Origin of the sequence: Saccharopolyspora sp. ASAGF58, from assembly GCF_012277335.1 — a bacterium.
In the GTDB taxonomy this organism is placed as follows: Bacteria; Actinomycetota; Actinomycetes; order Mycobacteriales; family Pseudonocardiaceae; genus Saccharopolyspora; species Saccharopolyspora hattusasensis.
This window is the reverse complement of the sequence record NZ_CP040605.1, coordinates 6,322,966-6,342,414: the sequence shown is the minus strand read 5'-3', so window position 1 is coordinate 6,342,414 and position 19,449 is coordinate 6,322,966. Positions and strand designations below refer to the sequence as shown.

The window sequence follows — 19,449 nt, the reverse complement described above, 5'->3', positions numbered from 1 at the left end:
CGCGAACGCCCGAGTTCCCTTTTGAGGAGTGGACGGCATGTCACCCGTCTCATTGTCGAGAATTCTCCGGGACAACGCTCGCAGCCGACCGGACACCCCGGTGGTCACCGAGTCGGAATCGCGGCGCGTGAGCACCTGGGCGGAGCTGGATATCCACGCGAACCAAGTCGCCGCCGCGCTGCGGAGCGAAGGGGTCGGGCGCGGGGACCGGGTGGTCTTCTGGGGGTACAACTGCCTCGAGTTCTTCGAGCTCTACTTCGCGACAGCGCGGATCGGCGCGACGCTTGTCCCGCTGAACTGGAACCTCAACGACGACGAGATCGAGTCGCTGATCGAGGCCATGGGCGCGGCGTTCTGCGTCATCGACCCCCGGTTCGCACCCCGGCTCCGCCGTCCCGTGCTCGTCGTCGGCGAGGCGTTCGACGCGTGGCGGGATGCACAGCAGGCCGAAGACCCGGGCGACACCGCTACGGCGTCCGACGTCTTCGTGCAGCCCTACACCTCGGGCACCACGGGCACGCCGAAGGGCGTGATGCTCACGAACGACAACCTGGGCGCCTTCGTGCGAGCGAACGAAATGCTCGGGTACGACGAGGAGTCGGTGCAACTGCTGTCGTTGCCCAACTACCACATCGGCGGCTGCGTGTTCCCCCTGCTGTCGCTCATCGCGGGCGGCCAGCTCGTGATCGTCAACCGCTTCTCGGCGAGCACGGTGCTGGACACGATCGACCACTTCGGCATCACGCACCTGAACCTCGTGCCAACCATGATCAACATGGTGATCGACGCACAGGAGGAGCGTGCCCGAGACGTTTCCAGCGTGCGCTTCATCATCTACGGTGCCGCGCCCGTGACCGAGAAGACGGTCGCCCGGTGCCAACGCGTGCTGGGCGTCTCGCTGCTGCAGCAATACGCGTCGACCGAGTGCCTGTCGATCACCTACCTCGGCCCGGACGACCACGTACCCGAGGCGCTGCAATCCGTGGGTCGCCCCTACCCGGGCGTGACGCTGGAGATCAGGGACCCGGTCACCGACGCTCCGGTACCTCCGCTCGAGCGCGGCGAGATCGTCGTCCGGTCCCCCCAGTCCACCGTCGGGTACTGGCGGCTGCCGGAGCAGACCCGGCGCTTGATCGGGCACGACGGGGCGGTCCGGACCGGTGATATCGGCTACCTCGACGAGCAGGGGAACCTGCACCTCACCGGACGGGTCGGCGACATGATCGTCACCGGCGGCGAGAACATCTACCCCACGGAGATCGAGACCGTCCTGGACGCCCACCCCCACGTGGCCGAGGTGGCCGTGGCCGGCGCGCCGGACGAGCGTTGGGGAGAGATCGTCGTTGCCTTCGTCGTGCCGACGGTGGACAGCCAGCTGTCCGAGAGCGAGCTCCTGGACTGGAGCCGCACCCGGCTGGCCGGCTACCGTCGTCCCCGCCGCGTCGTCTTCGTCGACTCCATCCCGCGCAACCCGACCGGGAAGATCACGCGCGCCGCGCTGCGGACCCTGCCCGGACTCGACGAGGCGTCGGTCCCGAACCCCACGGTGGTGTCCTGATGGCCCCGCTCGTCCTGCGCACCCGGCGGGGAGCGGTCGAGGTCATCACGTTGAACCGTCCGGAGCGCCGCAACGCGTGGACCGACCAGCTCAGCATCGACTACGTCGAAGCTCTGCGTAGTGCCGAGCGGGATCCGGAGGTCCGCGCCGTCGTCGTGACCGGGAGCGGACACTCGTTCTGTGTCGGCGGCGACGTCGAGAACCTGGAGAGCTTCGCGCAGGACGGCACGTTCGAGACCGAGGGGCCACAACGGCAGCCCGCATGGCTGACGACCACGATCGGAAAGCCTGTCATCGCCGCGGTCAACGGCGCCTGCGCCGGGATCGGCCTCGCCCAGGCTCTCACCTGCGACATCCGGATCGCGGCGGAGGACGCGCGGTTCACCACGGCCTACGCCCGCCGGGGCCTGCCGGCCGAGTCGGGCCTCGCCTGGCTCCTGCCCCGGATGATTGGGGTACCCGCTGCCATCGACCTCCTCGTGTCGGCACGGCTGGTCGATGCGGCCGAGGCGGAGCGCCTGGGTCTGGTCAACCTGGTGGCGCGCGGCGAGGACGTCGTCGAGGCCGCAGTGCGGTACGCGGCGGACCTCGCCGAGCACTGCTCCCCGACGGCCATGGCGACGATCAAGGAGCAGATCTGGGAGGAACTCGGGGGCGACGCGCTGCGCGCCGCTTCCGACCGGGCCGACCAGCTAGCCGAATCCTTCATCGCCGACAGCGCGGATGTCCTGGAGGGGGTCCGGAGCTTCGTGGAGCGGAGACCGCCGTCCTTCGCGCCCCTGGCCCCACGTGCCTGACCTGCACCATTTCGGCCGCTCACCCGAGGGTGAGCGGCCGAAATCGTTCGCGGGGCTGTCCTGCGTCCGGTCAGAGGCGCTCGAGGATCGTCACGTTCGCTTGACCGCCGCCCTCGCACATCGTCTGCAGGCCGTAGCGGCCGCCGGTGCGCTCGAGTTCGTGCAGCAGGGAGGTCATCAGCCGAGCGCCGGTGGCGCCGATCGGGTGGCCGAGGGCGATCGCGCCGCCGTTCGGGTTGACCTTGGCCGGGTCCGCACCGATCTCCTGCAGCCAGGCGAGCACCACGGGCGCGAACGCCTCGTTGATCTCGACGCTGTCGATGTCGTCGATGGCCAGTCCGGTCCGCTCCAGTGCTCGGCGCGTCGCGGGGATCGGAGCGGACAGCATCATGATCGGATCCGCGCCCGTCACTGAGAGGTGAAGGATCCGCGCGCGCGGGGTGAGGCCGAGCCTCTCGACCGCGTCGCCGGAGGCGACGAGCAGGGCGGCGGCCCCGTCGGAGATCTGGCTCGAGGTCGCGGCGGTCAGAGTGCCGTCCGGGAGGAGCGTCGGCAGCTTGGCCATCTTCTCCGCGCTGGTGTCTGGCCGGGGGCCCTCGTCGACACGGTGCCCGCGGAAGTCGATGATCTCCTCGTCGAACAGTCCCGCCGATACCGCGGCAACGGCACGTCGATGGCTCTCCAGCGCGAATCGCTCGTTGTCCTCGCGGGTGATCTTCCAGTGCTCGGCGATCAGCTCGGCACCTCGGTACTGGGAGATCTCCTGGTCCCCATACCGCTGCTGCCAGCCCTCGCACCCCTCCCACGGGTCCGTCGGCCCGTACTGGGCGCCCGCCGCGAAGCCGCTCATGATCGGGTAGCGGCTCATGTTCTGCACGCCACCGGCGATGACGACGTCAGCCGTCCCGCTGAGCACCGCCTGCGCGGCGAAGTGGACGGCTTGCTGACCGGAGCCGCATTGACGGTCGATGGTCACGCCCGGCACTGTCTCCGGCAGTCCCGCCGCCAGGACTGCGGTCCGAGCGATGTCACCGGCCTGGGACCCGATCTGGTCGATGCAACCGAGCACGACGTCGTCGACCTCGGCGGGGTCGAAGTCCTGCTTGCTCAGCACCGCCTTGAGGACGTGCGCAGCCATGTCCGTCGGGTGCGCCTCGGCGAGCGCGCCGCCGCGGCGACCGACCGCAGTCCGGACAGCATCGATGATGTACGCCTCGCTCATGATCTCCCTTTCTGGCGTCTCCTGCGCCGGACGCCGCACTGGGCGACGTCCCGGCTCCCAATCTATCGCCCGATAAGTAATACACCTATCGACCGATAAGTAATTCAGCCCAGCGGTGAGGACAACGACACAACCCCATCTGAGAGCCCGAGGACGCAGTCGGCAAGTACCCGACGGTCGCCCACCGACGCCTCTGCGACGATTCCCTCAGGCTCCCGCCAGGCCCGCAGCCGAAGGGTCTCGCCCGGGTACACCACGCCAACGAACCTCGCGGCGAAGGAACCGACGGCCTCGACACGGCCGTCGAGGAGCCAGTCAACAATCTCGCGCAGCGCGACAGCGTACGTGCACAGCCCGTGCAGGATGGGGCGCGGAAGTCCCGCGGCCCGCGCGAAACCCGGGTCGACGTGCAGCGGATTGCGGTCCCCGCAGAGGCGGTACAACATGGCCTGCTGCGGAGCGACGACGAAATCCGCGTCCATGTCCGGTGCCCGGCCGGGAACGGGGAGCGCCGGGCGCGGCGGACGATCGCCGCCCCAGCCCCCTTCCCCTTTCACGTAGATCACATCCCGCACGGTCCACAGCGGCGAGTCTGCAGAGTCGAACGCCGTTCCCTCGCGCACGACGACCGCGGCCTTGCCCGTGTCCCACACCTCCGCAATCGAGGACCGGAGCACCGCGGAGCCCTCGACGGGCAGCGGTTCCCGGACGTACACTTCCTGACCGGCGTGGAGAACCGACTCGAGCTCCACCTCGCACCCGGGCAACTCGAGGCTGGGCGGCCTGGTGTCGCGGAGGCCGGGAGCGACGACCGCGAAGGACGGCAGTACCTTCAGGCCTGCCCCCTCATAGGTGTAGGCGAGCATCCGAGGGTCGTTCCAGTCATCCGGCCGACCGCCGACACCTGTCGCGAGGTGATACAGCAGAACGTCCGACTCCGTCCACTCGAACCGGCGCGACGGAAGCTCGGCGCCGAGCGCCCTGGAGACGTCGATGGGCAACGGAACCCCTCCCCTGAAGCTAGGCAAAATCGCAATACCTAGCAAGCGATAAGTATTGACACGAATTTACGGTACGAACGATGCTTAATCCCCAGGCATGCCGGGCTCCCCTTCGTGGGCACCGGCAGCCTCCACCCGCGAATACGGGAGGTATTCCGACATGCGGACCCGCAACGGTGCGGGCCACAGTTCGCTGCACGCAGCGGTCACGGCCCTTTTGGATCTGTCGGAGCTCACTGCGGACCCCCGCGTTCTCGCGGGCGCCGTCGCCGCGAAGTTCAAGGACCTCGTCCAGGTCGACCGGTGTGCGGTCTTCCTCCGCTCGGCGGCGGACGAGTACCGCGTCGGTTCCTGGGCCGGCCGGAGGGACTACACCTCCCACCTGCGAGGCATGGTGAACGGCCACGACCCCTTCACCCGCGAGATCCTGGAGCGACGCGAGCCTGTGGTGATCCGGGACAGCCGGACCGACCCCCGCGTCGCCCAGCACCTCGAGACGACGCTGCGGTGCGACGTTCGGTCCATGGTCGGTGTTCCGGTCGTGTTCGGCGGGCAGCCCTCGGCGATCGTCTACCTGGACGACGAGGGGACCCCCACCCGCTTCTCGGACGTCCAACTCGACACGGCCCAGGAGTTCGCCGCGCTGTGCGGCCTGTTGCTGGGGCGACGCCGCGAGGACACGCGCTCCGCAAGCCGTCCGCCGGCCGATTCGCCCCGCAACCTCGAGCTGGCCACGGAGAACCTCGGCAGGCTCGCCCAGCGCGGGGCGACGCTCGGCGAGTTCGCGTCGGCCGTCGCCGCGACCCTGCACCGCCCCGTTGCCATCCTCGATTCTGCCTGGCGTGAGGTCGCCACGGCACGTCCGCCGCAGGGCCTGCGACGGCCTGTGGGCAGGTTGAGCGACCCGCTGGTGAGGGCGCACCCCCGGGTCGCCGAGGCGCTCCGGCACGTCGCGACAGGCGAGACACGAACCCTGCCCCCGCTTCCTCCCGTGGGCCTGGACCTGCGGTGCCTGATCACCCCCATCCCGCTCGGCGCCTCCCCCTGGGGCCAGATCGTGGTGCACGAGGCGGGCAGGCCGTTCGACGAGTTCGACCGACAGATCGCCGGAAACGCCGCGCTCCGCATCGGTCTCTCGCTGTCGACCGCCCACCTGGTCGCGACCACGCCCGCCGAGCTGCGGGAGGCGCTCGTCGGCGATTTGCTGTGCGGGCGGGTCGCCAACGACACCCTCGACCGGCGACTCGAGATCGCCGGCATCGCCGACGGACCCCACCTCGTCGGCGTCTTCTCCACCCTCAGCAGCAAGACGGCGGCGGACCAGGGCCGACGGATCCTGGACCGGCTCGCGCCGGACGGGAGCGCGCTCAGCACCGAAATCGACGGCCAGCTGGTCGGTCTGATTCCGCTCCCTCCCGGCGCCACCGACGGCGCGGACACCGTCGAGGACCTGCGAGGGGCCGTCGACGCGCACACGCGGCGCGGAGCGGACGGCGAACCGTCCGTCATCGGCGTGTCCTCCCCGGTGACGGGACTGAGGCACATCGCCAAGGCGTACCGCGAGGCGCGCCACGTGGTAGGCACCCTCCGCCGTTTCGCTAACCCGCGCCTGCCGCGGGTCGTGACCGCCGGTGACATCGGCGGTGGCCTGATGTTCGTGTCCTCCGCCGATCCAGCTGACATGGAGACCCTCGTCCAGGAGCAGCTGGGCGAGCTGCGGAACACGCGGCATGCACGGCTGCTCGCCACCCTCCGCACGTTCCTCCGGACCGGCACCGTCATCCGGTGCGGGCACGTCCTGGGCGTGCACGAGAACACCGTGCGGTATCGGCTGGCGAAGATTGAGGAGCTGACCGGGCTCTCGGTCGTCGGCAATCCCGACGCACAGATGCGCGCCTCCCTGGCGCTGCTGGTACTGCGTCTCCGCGGGGACTGCGAATGGCACGACCCCGCAGCGTGAGCCGCGAGGTCGGGTAGGCCGGGACATTCAGGACATCGCCAGGCGTTGCCGCAGCCGGGGCATGAGGTCGTCAGAACCCGCGGCTTCGAAGGGCTCCGACACGTCCGAGAGCGCGGTAAGCCGCTCCTCGATCTGTTCCGGAGTCGGTACATCGTCGAACACGACGCCCTCGCCCTGCACCACCGCGACCCGCGAGTAATAACCACCCCCGAGTTCAAAGATCCGTCCGTTCTCGGCGCAGTTCTCACTCGCGAGGAAAGCGACCATGGCAGACACGTATTCCGGCCTGAACCGCTTCTGCAGTTCCTCGTCCATGATGCGTTCGGTCATCCTGGACACCGCCATCGGGGCAATCACATTCACGTGGATGTTCCGCCGCGCACCTTCGACGGCCAGAGTCCTCGTGAGCCCCACAATGCCCATCTTCGCCGCGGAATAGGCGCTCTGTCCGAAGTTCCCGTACAGGCCGGCACCCGCCGCGGTGTTGACGACCCGGCCGTACTGCGCGTCACGCATGTGCGGCCAGGCCGCCCTGGTCACGTTGGCCGTGCCGATGAGGTGGACACGCACCACGTCGGCGAAGTCGTCCGCGGTCAGCTTCGCGAAGGTCTGGTCGCGGATGATGCCGGCGTTGTTGACCACGACGTCGATTCGCCCAAAGCGCTCGAGCGCTGCGCCGACGATGGACTCCGCACCCTCAGTCGTGTCCACTGTGCCCGCGTGGGCGATGGCCGTGCCACCGCGTTCCTCAATCTCCGCGACGACGCGCTTGGCCGGGGAGTCGTCATCCGATCCGTGGCCCTCGGTGTCTCTGCCGATGTCGTTGACGACCACCGCGGCTCCGCGGGCCGAGAGCGCGAGCGCGTGGCTGCGGCCCAGACCGCCGCCCGCACCGGTCACGACGGCGACACGGTCGGCCAGCGAGACCGCGGGGGCACCCGAGCCTGGGTTCACCGCGTCACTCATAGCAGGTTGCACCCCGCGTCGACCGGCAGCGCGGCACCCGTGATGTAGCGCCCCTCGTCCGACGCCAGGAAGAGCAGGGCGTTCGAGACGTCCACCGCCTCCACCCACGGCACCGGCAGGGCGTTGCTCGCACCGGAGGCGACCTTGAAGTCGGCCTCGGTCGGCGATTCCTTATCCGGGCAGAACAGCCTGTACATCGCGGGGTTCTGGATCATGGGGGTGTCCACCTGGGTGGGGTGGAGGCTGTTCACCCGGATGCTGAACGGAGCGAGCTCGAGGGCGAGCGCCTTCATCAGCCCCAGCACACCGTGCTTGGCCGACACGTAGTTCGCCGCGTTCAGATAGGCCTTGAGCCCCGCCATCGAGCTGGTGAGCACCATCGAGCCGCCACCGCGAGCCTTCAGGTGGCCGATCGACGCCCGCGCGGCGTTGTAGACGCCGGTCAGGTTGATGTCGACGGTGGTCTGCCACCCCACCGGATCGAGCTCGTCGGCGGGAGCGAAAGGCCCAGCGATACCCGCATTCGCCGACACGATGTCGAGCCCGCCGAGCTGGGCGACCGCGTCATCGAGCACCGTCTGCAGCGTCGTCAGGTCGCGGACGTCGACCTCGGCGGTTACGACGCGGCGACCGAGGGCCTCGACGGCCCGGGCGGTCTCCTCCAGGTCCGCGGAATCCGACATCTCGTAGGGAACACCCTCGACCGGCTTGCAGAGGTCGACGGCGATGATGTCGGCGCCCTCCTCCGCCAGCCGGATCGCGTGGCTGCGGCCCTGACCGCGCCCCGCTCCGGTGATGAATGCGATCCGATCCTGCACCCGTCCGGTCATGGAATCCCGCCTCGTCGCTCGTTCCTGGTGCCTTGCGCGGTGCGGCCGCACCGCTGTCCCGGAACGTAACAACAATCCGGCGAACGCAATTCGGAACTTTGTGGTGTCCCACAAGACGGCGGCTGATTCGCCCGTCACCGCTCGCGAGATTTGCTAATTTCCGGCCATCCGGGACGTGCCACGACGCACGGCCACTCCATTCTCGGCCGCCCGGTGCGCAAATCCGCCGGTCGGGCCCTCCGCAGCCGAAGGCGAGGAAGCATGGCCACTCCTGACATCACGACGGATCCGGCGACGACTGGGGGTGACGCCAGGGAGATCGCCGCGAACTGGCTCACCGAACTGGACGACGCGGTCGGCCGCCGCGACGTCGCGGCGATCGAGACCCTCCTCATCGACGAAGTCTGGTGGCGTGACCTCCTCGCACTCACCTGGGACATCCGCACCTTCCGCGGCCGGGCCGCAATCGGATCGATGCTCACGGAGTACCTGGACACGGCGTCCCCGTCCGGCTTCGTCGTCGAGGACGGGACAACCCCGACGCTCACGGAGTTCGCGGGCCGCCGCACGGTGGAGGCGTTCTTCACGTTCACCACGAGGCTCGCGCACGGGCGGGGGGTCCTGCGCCTCGTCCCGGACGGCGACCGCTGGCGTGCGTGGACCGTCCTGACAAGCATGCAGGACATCAAGGGCCACGAGGAGAAGAGCACGTCGATCGCCGACGTCGCCTTCGACCAATACAACACCGCCGTGAAGGACCGCCCGACCTGGTACGAGACGCGAGCGCGCGAACGCGAGTTCGCGGACTCGGAGCCCACCGTGGTCATCGTCGGCGCGGGCCACTCCGGGCTGATGCTGGCCGCCCGGCTCCAGAAGCTCGGCGTGTCACACCTCGTGGTAGACCAAGAAGAACGCCTCGGAGACAACTGGCGGCGGCGCTACTCGGGTCTGTCGCTGCACGACACTTCGTGGTTCTCGCGCTTCCCGTACCTCGAGTACCCCGCGAACTGGCCGCTGTACACGCCCGCCGAGATGATGGGCGACTTCATCGAGTCCTACGTCAACCTGATGCAGCTCAACGCCTGGGTGCGGACCACCGTCACGGCCGCGAGCTTCGACGAGGCCGTCGGCGAGTGGACGGTGACCGTCGACCGCGAGGGCACGCCGCGGGAGCTGCACCCCCGCCACCTCGTGTTCGCCACTGGCATGGCAGGCAAGCCGAAGGTCCCGTCAGTGCCGGGGGAAGACCGCTTCCGGGGCGAGATCCTGCACTCGAGCGCGTTTCCCGGGGGGAAGTTCTATCCCGGCAAGAACGCGGTCGTGGTGGGCGTCGGCTCCAGCGGCCACGACGTGGCACAGAGCCTGTACGAAGGCCGCGCGGACGCCGTCACCCTCGTGCAGCGCAGCGGCGCCTACGTGATGTCCGGCAAGAACGGGATCCCAGTCTTCCACGGGCAGCTCTGGACCGAGAACGGGCCCGCACTCGACGAAGCCGACCTGATCAGTGTCTCGCTGCCGTGGGAGTTCCAGCTCGAGGAGCTGGTCCCGGGGGCAACGAGGCTGATCGCTGAGGCCGACCGCGAGCTGATCGACGGCCTGACGAAGGCGGGCTTCGAAGTGGACCTCGGCGCCGCCCACGTCGGCATGCTGGGCGCCGCACTCAACGGCACCAGCGGCTACTACATCGACAAGGGCTGCTCGCAGCTGATCATCGACGGAGAGGTCCGGCTTCAGCGGGGCGAAATTACGGAGTTCACTGAGACGGGGGTTGTGTACTCGGACGGGACCGCCGAGGAGACCGATCTCGTCGTGTTCGCGACCGGCTGGGAGAACGCCAGGGAGACCGCGCGAGCCATCTGCGGGGACGAGGTGGCGGACCGGGTGAGTCTGGTCTGGGGCCTCGGCGAGGACGGCGAACTCCGAGGCACGTTCCGCCGGTCGGGCTACCCGAACCTGTGGTTCGTGGTCGGCTCGACGGGCGTCGTTCGTGGTCTCTCCAAGCACGTCGCTCTGCAGATCCTGGGCTCCGACCTCGGTCTCCTGCCCACGGGGACGCCGTCAGAGTGATCCGATGCATCGGGGGCCGGTCGCGGCGCGACCGGCCCCCGATGCATCGTCAGTCGGCGGCGACGGCGCCCGCGTCGCGCGCCCGCACTCCGATCATGCAGACCAGGCCGACGACGCTGACCGCGATCGCGAAGTAGGCCGGGATGATCCCGTCACCCGTCGCCTGCACGGCGGCGCTGATCAACAGCGGCGCAAGACCTCCCGCGAGCACGTTCCCGAGGTTGAACGAGATCGCCGCCCCGCTGAAGCGAACCTCGGGCGGGAAGAGGTCGCGGGTCATCGTCAGGTAGGCAGTGGCGCTCTGCAACGCGACGAGAACCATGAACCCGAAGTAGGCGATGCTGGCGACGACCGCGCTCGTGGTGGTCGTGAGCACCATGACGAGCGGGGTGCTGAAGACCGCGAACAGGCCCAGGCCTATACGCATCAGGCGCTGGTGGCCGAAGACGGTGGCGAGACGCGCGAACCCGAGAATGACGCCGCAGGTGAGCAGCAAGGCTCCGGCGTTCCACCAGCGCAGGGCGCCACCTTCCTCAGGCAGCCGAGCGGCCAGCATCACCGGAAAGTAAGCCAGCGCCAGGTAGCCGGTGCCGTTGACCGCGACCGAGATTCCGAACGCGCGCAAAATCGCCATGCGGTGCTCGCGAACCAGCGCCCGCAGGGGGGAACGTTGCACCGTACCGTCGCTCTTGGCATCGTCGAACTCGGTGGATTCCGCCAGCGAGCGCCGGAGCAGGAAAACACCGGCAGTCAGCGGCAGGCACAGTAGGAACGGGACGCGCCAGCCCCAGGACGCCATCGCCTCGTTGTCGAGCCCCAGAGCCACGAGAGCCGTGACGAGCGGTGCCAGCGCAAAACCGAGGACGGAACCCGTCGTGGTCAGTGCACTCGAGAGCGTCCGCCGCCCTGAGGTGCTCGACTCAGCGACGTAGGTCACCGCGCCGATCAGCTCGCCCCCGGCCGAGAGACCTTGGAGAAGCCGAAGGACGACCAGCAGGACCGGCGCGGCGAGGCCGATCTGGGCATAGGTGGGCAGCAGCCCCATCAAGGTGGCGAATGTGCCCATCGCTAGAACGGTGGCGATCAGGACCCTCCGTCGTCCGAAGCGATCACCGAGCCATCCGGCCAGCAGTCCGCCGACCGGACGAGCGACGTAGCCCACGCCGAAGCTCGCCAGCGCGATCAGCACGCTGTTCCCGCCAGGGAAGAACAAGGGAGCGAACAGCAACCCGAGGGTCGCGTAGATGCTGAACTCGTAGTACTCGAGCGCTGTGCCTGCGGCACCGGCAATCGCAGCCCGCCGATGCTGGGCCTCGGTCGACAACGTCGGCCCGTCACCCGTGCCCCGAGCCACCTCCGTCACGTGCGCGGACGCAGCGCCGCCGGCCGCCCGCACCTCCCCCTTGCCCCGCAGATCCTCACTCATGGCACAGCTCCTTTGTATGAACCTCACGGTGACTGTCTCGCCATCCCATTTAGCGAACGTTAGGAAATCTGCCATGCAGATTCAGATGGTCAACGCCGCTCGAAAAGCCGCAGCACGATTTCCCCAGCTTCAGAGCGGGCAAGGCTTGACCAGGAGCGGTTCATGAGATAGGCAATCCAGACCTATCTATCGATAGGTATTGACACCTACACAAAGCGTGATGAGCATATGTGATGCCCGGTACACCACGCGGATCCTTTGTGGACTTCGCAGAGGCGGGCCGGGGCACCATAAAGACCGGAGGGAGCCTCCGATGCAGACCCGCAACGCCGCGGGTCGCCCTTCGCTGCGATCAGCCGTCGATGCTCTCGGCGATGTCGTGCGGGTGATCGCGGATCCCTCGATGCTGGCGACCTCGATGGCGGAGACGTTCCGGAAGATGGTGAGTGTCGACCGATGTGCGATCTTCTTCCCCAGCGGGCGGGACGAATTCCGCGTGGGCTGCTGGTCGGGACAGGCGGACTACACACCCCACTTACGGCACCTGATCACCGGCAAGGACCCGTTCACCGCGGAGATCCTCCAGCGAAATGCACCTGTCGTCATCCCGGACAGCCGGACCGACTGGCGCGTGGCAGACGAGTTGGACACCACGCTGCGCTGCAACGTGCGATCGATGGTCGGCGTTCCGATCTTCTCTGGAGCTGTCCCCGTGGCGATCGCCTACCTGGACGACGAGGGCAGCGCGACGCGCTTCAGCTCCGCCCAGCTCGACACGGCCCGTGAGTTCGCGATGTTGTGCGGACTCGTCCTGGGCCAGCGGGAGCGGCCCGACTCCGTCGCCCGGGCACGCGAGACCGGGCTGGCTCTGGCCCGGCGAACTCAACTCCTGTCGGAAGACCTGGGCAAGCTGGCGTACCGCAATGCGTCGCTCGCCGAGTTCGCCTCCCTCATCGCGGATGCGCTCAATCGGCCGGTGTCGATCTATGACTCGGAATGGCGTCGAGTCGCGCACGGCCAGCCACCTCGCTGCCTGCGCCGCCCGGCCGGGGAACTGAGCGATCCCAGCGTTCGTGCGCACCCCCGGGTCGAGGAGGCAATCGCCCACGTCACGGCTGGGAAGGCGCAGATGCTCCCACCACTGCCGGCCCTCGGCCTCGACCTGCGGTCTCTCGTCACCCCGATCCCGCTCGGGGCCACGACGTGGGGCGGTCTGGCAGTGTTCGAGGCCGGGCGACCGTTCGACGAGTACGACAACCATGTGACTTCGGTGGCCGCGTTGCGGGTTGCGCTGGCGCTGTCGACCGCCCACCTGAGCCACCGGACGACCGAGGAACTGCGCGAGGCGTTTGTCGTCGACCTGTTCCGCGGCGCCATGGCCGCTGAGGCGATCCCTCGCCGGGCTGAGGCGGTGGGGCTGCGCGACGGGCCCCATGCGGTGTGCGTGGTCGGCACGTCCGGGCCGCAGACGTCGGCCCGTACCGCACGGACGCTCCTCGAGCACCTTCCATCGGCCACTGCTCTGGTCGCCACCGCCGAGATAGACGGCTGGCTGGCCTGTCTGCTCCCGCTACCGACCGGGCCGGAACCCGGGCGCGCCGCGGTCGAGGCCCTCCGTGACAACCTCGCATCCGTGGTGTCCGCCTCATCGAACTACGGCAGGACGATGGCCGGCATCTCCACCCCTGCGAAGGACCTGGCTCACTGTGAGCGCGCCTACCGAGACGCCCGGCAGGTGGTGCTCACACTGCAGCGGTTCGACAACCCGCACCTCCCCCGCGTCGTCTCCGCCGACGAAATCGGCGGAGGCCTAGCGCTCCTTTCCACGGCACAGGTCGACGAGATGCGGGTCTTCGCGCAAGACAAGCTCGGGCCGTTGCACACCGCGTCCCGCCACGCCGACCTGCTGGCGACCGTGCACACCTTCCTCCGCACCGGAAACGTGTTGCGGTGCGCGCACGTGCTGGGCGTTCACGAGAACACCATCCGCTACCGCCTCACCAAGATCGAGGAGCTCACCGGTCTCGCCCTCGTAGGCGACCCGGACGCTCAGGTCCAAGCCTCGCTCGCGCTCCTGGTGCTCCGCCTGACCGGAGAGTGCGACTGGAACATCGGCCTCCCGAAATAGGGAGAGCGCGGCGATTCGCACGATCGCCCCGCGCAGCGCTTCGTCGCACCGCAGCAGACGCTTCATTTTCGCGTTTGTCAGATCTGACAAACGCCACAACAAAGTGCTCCCACGCGTTTTGCGGACCTACGTCTATGCAGGGCCGCGCTGCGCCGAGAAATTAGAGTCTTCGCAGTTCCAGACGTTGTCGGATACCACAACGGTCTGATTGACCGCCTGCGATGCGCATCACAGACTTCTCTCGTCTCGAACGGACGGAACGGAGGGGCAGACATGGGCAGCAGACCCGTCGTCGACCTTGACAAATGCATCGGCGCAGGATTGTGCACGGTCGCATCCGCGTACTTCCAGTTGAGCGATGACGGAAAGGTCATGCTTCTTCACGATGGCGACGTACCGGAGAGCGATCTTCCCCTCGTCTCGGATGCCGCGGTCGTGTGCCCGGCCGAAGCGATTCAACTCCAGAAGAGCGGCCCGTCGGACGGAAGCGCCAACGGCAAGGACTGAACCTTCCCGACCGTCCATTGAGTTCCCTGGCAAGGAGGCCACATGACGACCCAGCCTGTATCGACCACCACCGAGGTCCTGATCCCGCAGATCGACTGGCAGTCCGAGGAGTTCCACTCCGGCATCGATCGCGCCGTCGCCGCCATCGCCGACCACCAGCGTGGACCCGGCATCGCCCGCAGCCAACGCGGCATCGAGGTCGTCGCCTACGAGGCCGCTGCCGAGATCGTGAAGAACACGGACTTCACCCTCGGTATGGCGGCACGGCTGGACTCCCGAGGCGTAGAGGGCACAGCGACCCGCGGAGCGTTCCTCAACTTCCTCTTCAGCCGGGACGGCCAGGAGCATTTGCGCGCCCGCAAGGCCTGTGCGCCGTGGTTCGCCTCGTCGAGTGCCGAGCGGGTTCGAGGGCACGTTAGCGAGTGGCTGGACTCCTGGCTCGACGAAGCCGCCTCGCAGTCCAACGACTACGACTTCCTTGGGGGCATCGCCAACCGGCTGCCGTCGACGCTGTTCTGCCTGCTCGTGGGAGCTCCGCTGACCGACGCGCCACTCGTCGCCCACCTTTCCCAGGAGTGCATGCTCACCTCGGCGCCGCCCCAGCCGGACCACCCCGACCGGCTGGAGATCGCCGCTACCCTAACGACGGCATACCTGCTAGGGCTGGCGGAGCTGCGCCGCCAGCAGCCCGGGGACGACCTGCTGTCCTTCCTCGTCGCCGCGCAGGATCGCGGCGAGATCGATCTGGACGACATCCTGGCCGTGGTCTTCAACGCGCTCGTTGGTAGTACCGACACCACCTCTGCGCAGATCTGCTGCAACGCGGAGGCCCTGGCCGCCAACCCGGAACAGTGGCAGCTTCTGAAGCAGGAGCCCGACCGGGTCCCGCACGCCGTCACGGAACTGATGCGCTACAACCCCGGCGCCTGGTCGATCACCCGTTCCTCCCGAACGGCGACGACCTACAAGGGCCTGGACATCACGCCGGACGACATCATCTTCCCGGACATCTTCGCGGCGAACAACGACCCCGCTGTCTTCGAGGACCCGCGGCGGCTCGACATCACCCGACCCCACCCGAAGCCGCCGCTGAACTTCGGCGCCGGGGTCCACGGCTGCCTCGGCCGCATGTTCAGCCTGCTCGAGCAGGAGGAGGTGCTGCGGGCGATGCTGCGGCGCTGGGACTCCTACGAGGTACTCGAGGCGGAGTTCACCGGTGCGATGTTCTTCCTGGTGCCGCAGAAGCTCCGGGTGTCCTTCACGGCCACCTCCGCACAGTCATGACCACTCCACTCACCGGCGTCGGCATTTTCGAGGCGGCGCTGCGATTCGGGCCAGAGCAGCAGGCCCTCGACTGCGCCGCCGAGCTTGAGGAGCTCGGCTACTCCGCGCTGTGGATCCCTGACATCGGTGGCGCGCTACTCGACCGCCTGGAAACCCTGCTCGCGAGCACGTCCCGGATCACAGTGGCCAGCGGCGTGCTCAACCTGTGGTTCCAGGACTCTGCGGAGGTCGCCGCCCGCCGCGCCGCGCTGGCCAAGAACCTTCGGGACCGGCTCCTGCTCGGCATCGGTGCCAGCCACGCGCAGATCGTGAACCCGCGGCACCCAGGCAAGTACACGCGGCCGCTGGCGGTGATGAACCACTACCTCGACGCGCTCGACGCGGCCGATCCGCCGGTGCCCGCCGACCGACGGCTGCTGGCAGCGCTCGGGCCCAAGATGCTCGGCGTCGCACGGGACCGCAGCGCGGGTTCGCTCACGTACCTGGTGACCCCGAGCACACGGCGATCGCGCGAGAGGCCCTCGGCCCGGACCGGCTGCTGGCCCCCGAGCAGGGCGTCGTCCTCGAGACCGACGCGGATGCGGCCCGCCGGATCGCGCGGAAGAACATCGACATCTACTTCGACTTCCCGAACTACGTCAACAACTGGCGCAGACTCGGCTTCACCGAGGACGAGGTCCGACGCCCAGGGAGCGACCGGCTCATCGACGCCCTGATCGCGTGGGGCGACGAACAGGCGATCGCCAACCGGGTCCGCGCCCACACGGATGCGGGAGCCGACCACGTCTGCATCCAGATCATGATCGACAGGGACGACCAGACGACCATGCCCCGGCCGCAATGGCGCACTCTCGCGCCAGCACTCGTCGAAGCGGTGACCTCACGATGACGCGGCGCAGTGAACGACCAGGCACATACAAAGAGGGTGATGCACGATGACGATGACCGATGTGCAGTCCGCTGAGACCTCGGCCTGTGCGTCCGAGATCGTCTCGGGATGGCTGGCGGACTTCGGCGAAGCCGTCGCGCGACGCGACTTCGAGACCGTTGGTGACCTTCTGCTCGACGACGTGTGGTGGCGCGACCTGCTCGCGCTGACCTGGGACGTGCAGACCTTCCGTGGCCGGGAGAAGGTCGTCGCGATGCTCGGCGACCGGATCGCCGGGGTCGAGGCCGCAGGCTTTGCGTTGGAGGGTGCGACGCCGGAGTTCTCGGAGCTCCTTGGCGAACGGATCATCGAGACCTTCTTCACCTTCACCACCCGCGAGGCGCACGGGCGCGGGGTACTCCGCCTGGTCAACCACAATGGACAGTGGCGCGCCTGGAACGTTCTCTCGAGTATGCAGGACCTGATCGGCCACGAGGAGGCCAGCACTTCGATCAACGACGTCAACCGACCCGAGTACCGGACCCCCGTGCCCAACCGGGCCACCTGGAGCGAAAAGCGGTCCGCGGAGCGCGAGTTCGCCGACTTCGAACCGACCGTCCTGATCATCGGTGCCGGGCACGCGGGGCTGATGCTGGGCGCCAGGTTGCAGCACCTCGGCGTCTCGCACCTCATCGTCGACAAGGAGGAGCGGCTGGGCGACAACTGGCGTCTCCGGTACGCCGGCCTCTCGCTCCACGACACCAAGTGGTTCTGCCGGTTCCCCTACCTCGAGTACCCGGACAACTTCCCGCTCTACATCCCCTCGGAGCTGATGGGCGACTGGATCGAGTCGTACGTCAACTTCATGCAGCTCAACGCCTGGGTCCGCACCGAGGTGAAGTCGGCGACGTTCGACGAGCGGGAGCGGAGGTGGACCGTCACCGTCGTGCGGGAGGGCATCGAGCGCGTGCTCCGGCCGTCCCAGCTGGTCTTCGCCACCGGGATGGCGGGCAAGCCGAGGGTTCCCGAGACGCCCGGCGCCGACCGCTTCCGAGGCGAGGTCCTGCACTCCAGCCGCTTCCCGGGCGGACGGGCCTACGCGGGGAAGAAGGCTGTCGTCGTCGGGACCGGTTCGAGTGGGCTCGACGTCGTGCAGAGCCTCTACGAGGGTGGTGCGGAGGCGGTCACCGTCCTGCAGCGAGGCAGCACCTACGTGATGTCCGGTGTCCACGGGGTGCCGATCTTCTTCGGACAGTTCTGGAGCGAGACCGGTCCGCCGCTGGAGGACGCGGACCTGCTCAGCAACTCCTTCCCACTGGAGTTCATGCTCGAGAAGGTCGCCCCGCCCGCGACCCGCGCGATCGCCGAGCTCGACGCCGACCTCCTGGCGGGCCTCAACGCCGCCGGTTTCGAGGCCGACACCGGGAAGGGGGACGAGGGCCTGCTGGGCGCCGCGCTGAACCTCTCCCGCGGGTACTACATCGACAAGGGCTGCACCCAGCTCATCATCAACCGTGACGTGCGGGTGCAGCGCGGGGAGATCGCGAAGTTCACCGAGAACGGCGTCGTCTACTCGGACGGATCGTCCGAGGACGTCGACCTCGTGGTCTTCGCCACCGGCTGGGAGAACACCCGCGAGATGGCGCGGCCGATCTGCGGTGACGAGGTGACAGACCGGCTCAGCCCGGTGTGGGGCGTCGGCGAGGACGGTGAGCTGCGCGGGACATTCTGCCAGTCCGGATACCCGCACCTGTGGTTCAACGTCGGGTCGACCAGCGTTGTCCGCGGCATGGTGAAGGCCCTGGCCCTGCAGATCCTCGGCGTCGAGAAGGGTCTGCTGACACCGAAGGGTCTCACCGAGGGGTCGGCGACGGATTCCGTTCGAGTGGGGGGTTAAGTCCGGTGGTGAGCAAGCAGGCCGAGGCGCATGTCGAGCTGTGGTATCGCATCCGTGACCGGCTGATGTCCGAGCCGCCCGCGCCGTTGGCGGACGTCCGCAGCACCCTGGCGGAGCTGCAGCACATGTCGGCCGAGCCAACGGGTGTCACGTACGAGGACGTCGACGTCGCGGGCGTCCGGGGGAAGTGGTGCATCCCGGTCGACGCGGACACCGACCACGCCGTGATCTACCTCCACGGCGGCGGCTACGTCTTCGGCTCAGCCGCCCAGTCCCGCAAGGTGGTCGGTCATCTCGCGAAGGCGGCGAACGTCCGGGCGCTCGCCCTCGACTATCGGTTGGCCCCCGAAAACCGGCATCCCGCACAGGTCGAGGACGCCCTGGCCGCATTCCACTGGCTGCGCGAGCAGGGCGTGGACGCGGACCGGATCGCCTTCGCGGGGGACTCGGCGGGCGGCTGCCTCGCAGTGACCGCCGCCCTGCGCCTGCTGCGAGACGGGGGTGCCGTGCCGGGTGCCGTCGTGTCCATCTCCGGGTGGCTCGACCCCGCGTTGGAGGGGAGCACGCTCGACACGAACGCTGAGCACGACCTGGCGGTCTCCCGCGAGTCCCTCACGGGGTGCCTCACGATGTGGCTCGGCGAGGACTACCTACAGCACGTGAAGGACCCGTCGCTCAACCCGTTGCACGCCGACCTGACCGGCTTCCCGCCGGTATACCTCACGGCGAGCACGGCGGAGACGCTCTACGACGCGTCCGAGCGGTTCGCCGCGAGCGCCCGCGAGGCGGGCGTCGACGTCGCCTTCGACACGGTCGACGAGCTGCAGCACGTGTGGACCGACCTGGCCGGTCTGGCGCCGGAGGCCGACGAGTCGATCGCGCGGATCAGCAGCTTCCTCCGCACACACCTCACCGGCTGACCGAGATCCGTTCCGGTG

The 19,449-nt window shown here is 68.5% G+C and carries 15 protein-coding genes; 10 read left to right on the top strand and 5 right to left on the bottom strand.

The annotated features are described in order from the left end of the window. Window positions 1–37: 37 nt before the first annotated feature. Together FDZ84_RS29600 and FDZ84_RS29595 are read left to right on the top strand one after the other, a co-directional pair. Window positions 38–1,558 carry a class I adenylate-forming enzyme family protein gene (locus FDZ84_RS29600; protein ID WP_168588545.1) on the top strand — a complete coding sequence of 507 codons (1,521 nt, stop codon included), beginning with the start codon at window positions 38–40 and terminating at the stop codon, window positions 1,556–1,558. Next, window positions 1,558–2,355, top strand: coding sequence for an enoyl-CoA hydratase-related protein (locus tag FDZ84_RS29595; RefSeq protein WP_168588544.1), 798 nt, complete (start codon window positions 1,558–1,560; stop codon window positions 2,353–2,355). The genes FDZ84_RS29600 and FDZ84_RS29595 overlap by 1 nt, the downstream gene beginning before the upstream one ends. Before the next feature lie 70 nt (window positions 2,356–2,425). Here FDZ84_RS29595 and FDZ84_RS29590 read toward each other — a convergent pair whose 3' ends face one another. Together FDZ84_RS29590 and FDZ84_RS29585 are read right to left on the bottom strand one after the other, a co-directional pair. Beyond that, window positions 2,426–3,577 (bottom strand): acetyl-CoA C-acetyltransferase, encoded by a 1,152-nt coding sequence (locus FDZ84_RS29590; RefSeq protein WP_168588543.1) that lies wholly within the window; start codon window positions 3,575–3,577, stop codon window positions 2,426–2,428. Window positions 3,578–3,681: 104 nt separating this feature from the next. Further along, entirely contained in the window at window positions 3,682–4,578 is an 897-nt protein-coding gene (locus FDZ84_RS29585; RefSeq protein ID WP_168588542.1) for a MaoC/PaaZ C-terminal domain-containing protein, read from the bottom strand. A 160-nt stretch (window positions 4,579–4,738) separates the two neighbouring features. Between FDZ84_RS29585 and FDZ84_RS29580 the strand changes: the two genes are divergently transcribed. Further along, window positions 4,739–6,538 carry a GAF domain-containing protein gene (locus FDZ84_RS29580; RefSeq protein ID WP_168588541.1) on the top strand — a complete coding sequence of 600 codons (1,800 nt, stop codon included), beginning with the start codon at window positions 4,739–4,741 and terminating at the stop codon, window positions 6,536–6,538. Window positions 6,539–6,565: 27 nt separating this feature from the next. Here FDZ84_RS29580 and FDZ84_RS29575 read toward each other — a convergent pair whose 3' ends face one another. Beyond that, on the bottom strand, window positions 6,566–7,504 hold the full coding sequence (locus FDZ84_RS29575; protein ID WP_168588540.1) for an SDR family NAD(P)-dependent oxidoreductase: 939 nt from the start codon (window positions 7,502–7,504) through the stop codon (window positions 6,566–6,568). Beyond that, entirely contained in the window at window positions 7,501–8,334 is an 834-nt protein-coding gene (locus FDZ84_RS29570) for a mycofactocin-coupled SDR family oxidoreductase (protein WP_168588539.1), read from the bottom strand. The genes FDZ84_RS29575 and FDZ84_RS29570 overlap by 4 nt, the downstream gene beginning before the upstream one ends. Window positions 8,335–8,595: 261 nt before the next feature. Between FDZ84_RS29570 and FDZ84_RS29565 the strand changes: the two genes are divergently transcribed. Then, window positions 8,596–10,401, top strand: a complete 1,806-nt coding sequence (locus tag FDZ84_RS29565; protein WP_168588538.1) for an NAD(P)/FAD-dependent oxidoreductase — start codon at window positions 8,596–8,598, stop codon at window positions 10,399–10,401. A gap of 49 nt (window positions 10,402–10,450) precedes the next feature. Here FDZ84_RS29565 and FDZ84_RS29560 read toward each other — a convergent pair whose 3' ends face one another. Then, on the bottom strand, window positions 10,451–11,827 hold the full coding sequence (locus FDZ84_RS29560; RefSeq protein ID WP_168588537.1) for an MFS transporter: 1,377 nt from the start codon (window positions 11,825–11,827) through the stop codon (window positions 10,451–10,453). 313 nt (window positions 11,828–12,140) lie between these two features. Here FDZ84_RS29560 and FDZ84_RS29555 point away from each other — a divergent pair, with 313 nt between their 5' ends. From FDZ84_RS29555 to FDZ84_RS29530, 6 genes are all read left to right on the top strand, one after another. After that, on the top strand, window positions 12,141–13,955 hold the full coding sequence (locus tag FDZ84_RS29555; protein ID WP_168588536.1) for a helix-turn-helix domain-containing protein: 1,815 nt from the start codon (window positions 12,141–12,143) through the stop codon (window positions 13,953–13,955). Window positions 13,956–14,228: 273 nt separating this feature from the next. Continuing rightward, entirely contained in the window at window positions 14,229–14,462 is a 234-nt protein-coding gene (locus FDZ84_RS29550; protein WP_168588535.1) for a ferredoxin, read from the top strand. Window positions 14,463–14,504: 42 nt separating this feature from the next. After that, a complete protein-coding gene (locus tag FDZ84_RS29545; RefSeq protein WP_168588534.1) occupies window positions 14,505–15,746 on the top strand; it encodes a cytochrome P450 in 1,242 nt (413 codons plus the stop codon). Next, window positions 15,743–16,462, top strand: a complete 720-nt coding sequence (locus tag FDZ84_RS29540) for an LLM class flavin-dependent oxidoreductase (protein WP_210435204.1) — start codon at window positions 15,743–15,745, stop codon at window positions 16,460–16,462. The genes FDZ84_RS29545 and FDZ84_RS29540 overlap by 4 nt, the downstream gene beginning before the upstream one ends. 219 nt (window positions 16,463–16,681) lie before the next feature. Further along, window positions 16,682–18,511, top strand: a complete 1,830-nt coding sequence (locus tag FDZ84_RS29535; protein WP_168588533.1) for an NAD(P)/FAD-dependent oxidoreductase — start codon at window positions 16,682–16,684, stop codon at window positions 18,509–18,511. Window positions 18,512–18,516: 5 nt separating this feature from the next. Beyond that, a complete protein-coding gene (locus tag FDZ84_RS29530; RefSeq protein ID WP_168588532.1) occupies window positions 18,517–19,431 on the top strand; it encodes an alpha/beta hydrolase in 915 nt (304 codons plus the stop codon). The last annotated feature ends 18 nt before the right edge of the window (window positions 19,432–19,449 follow it).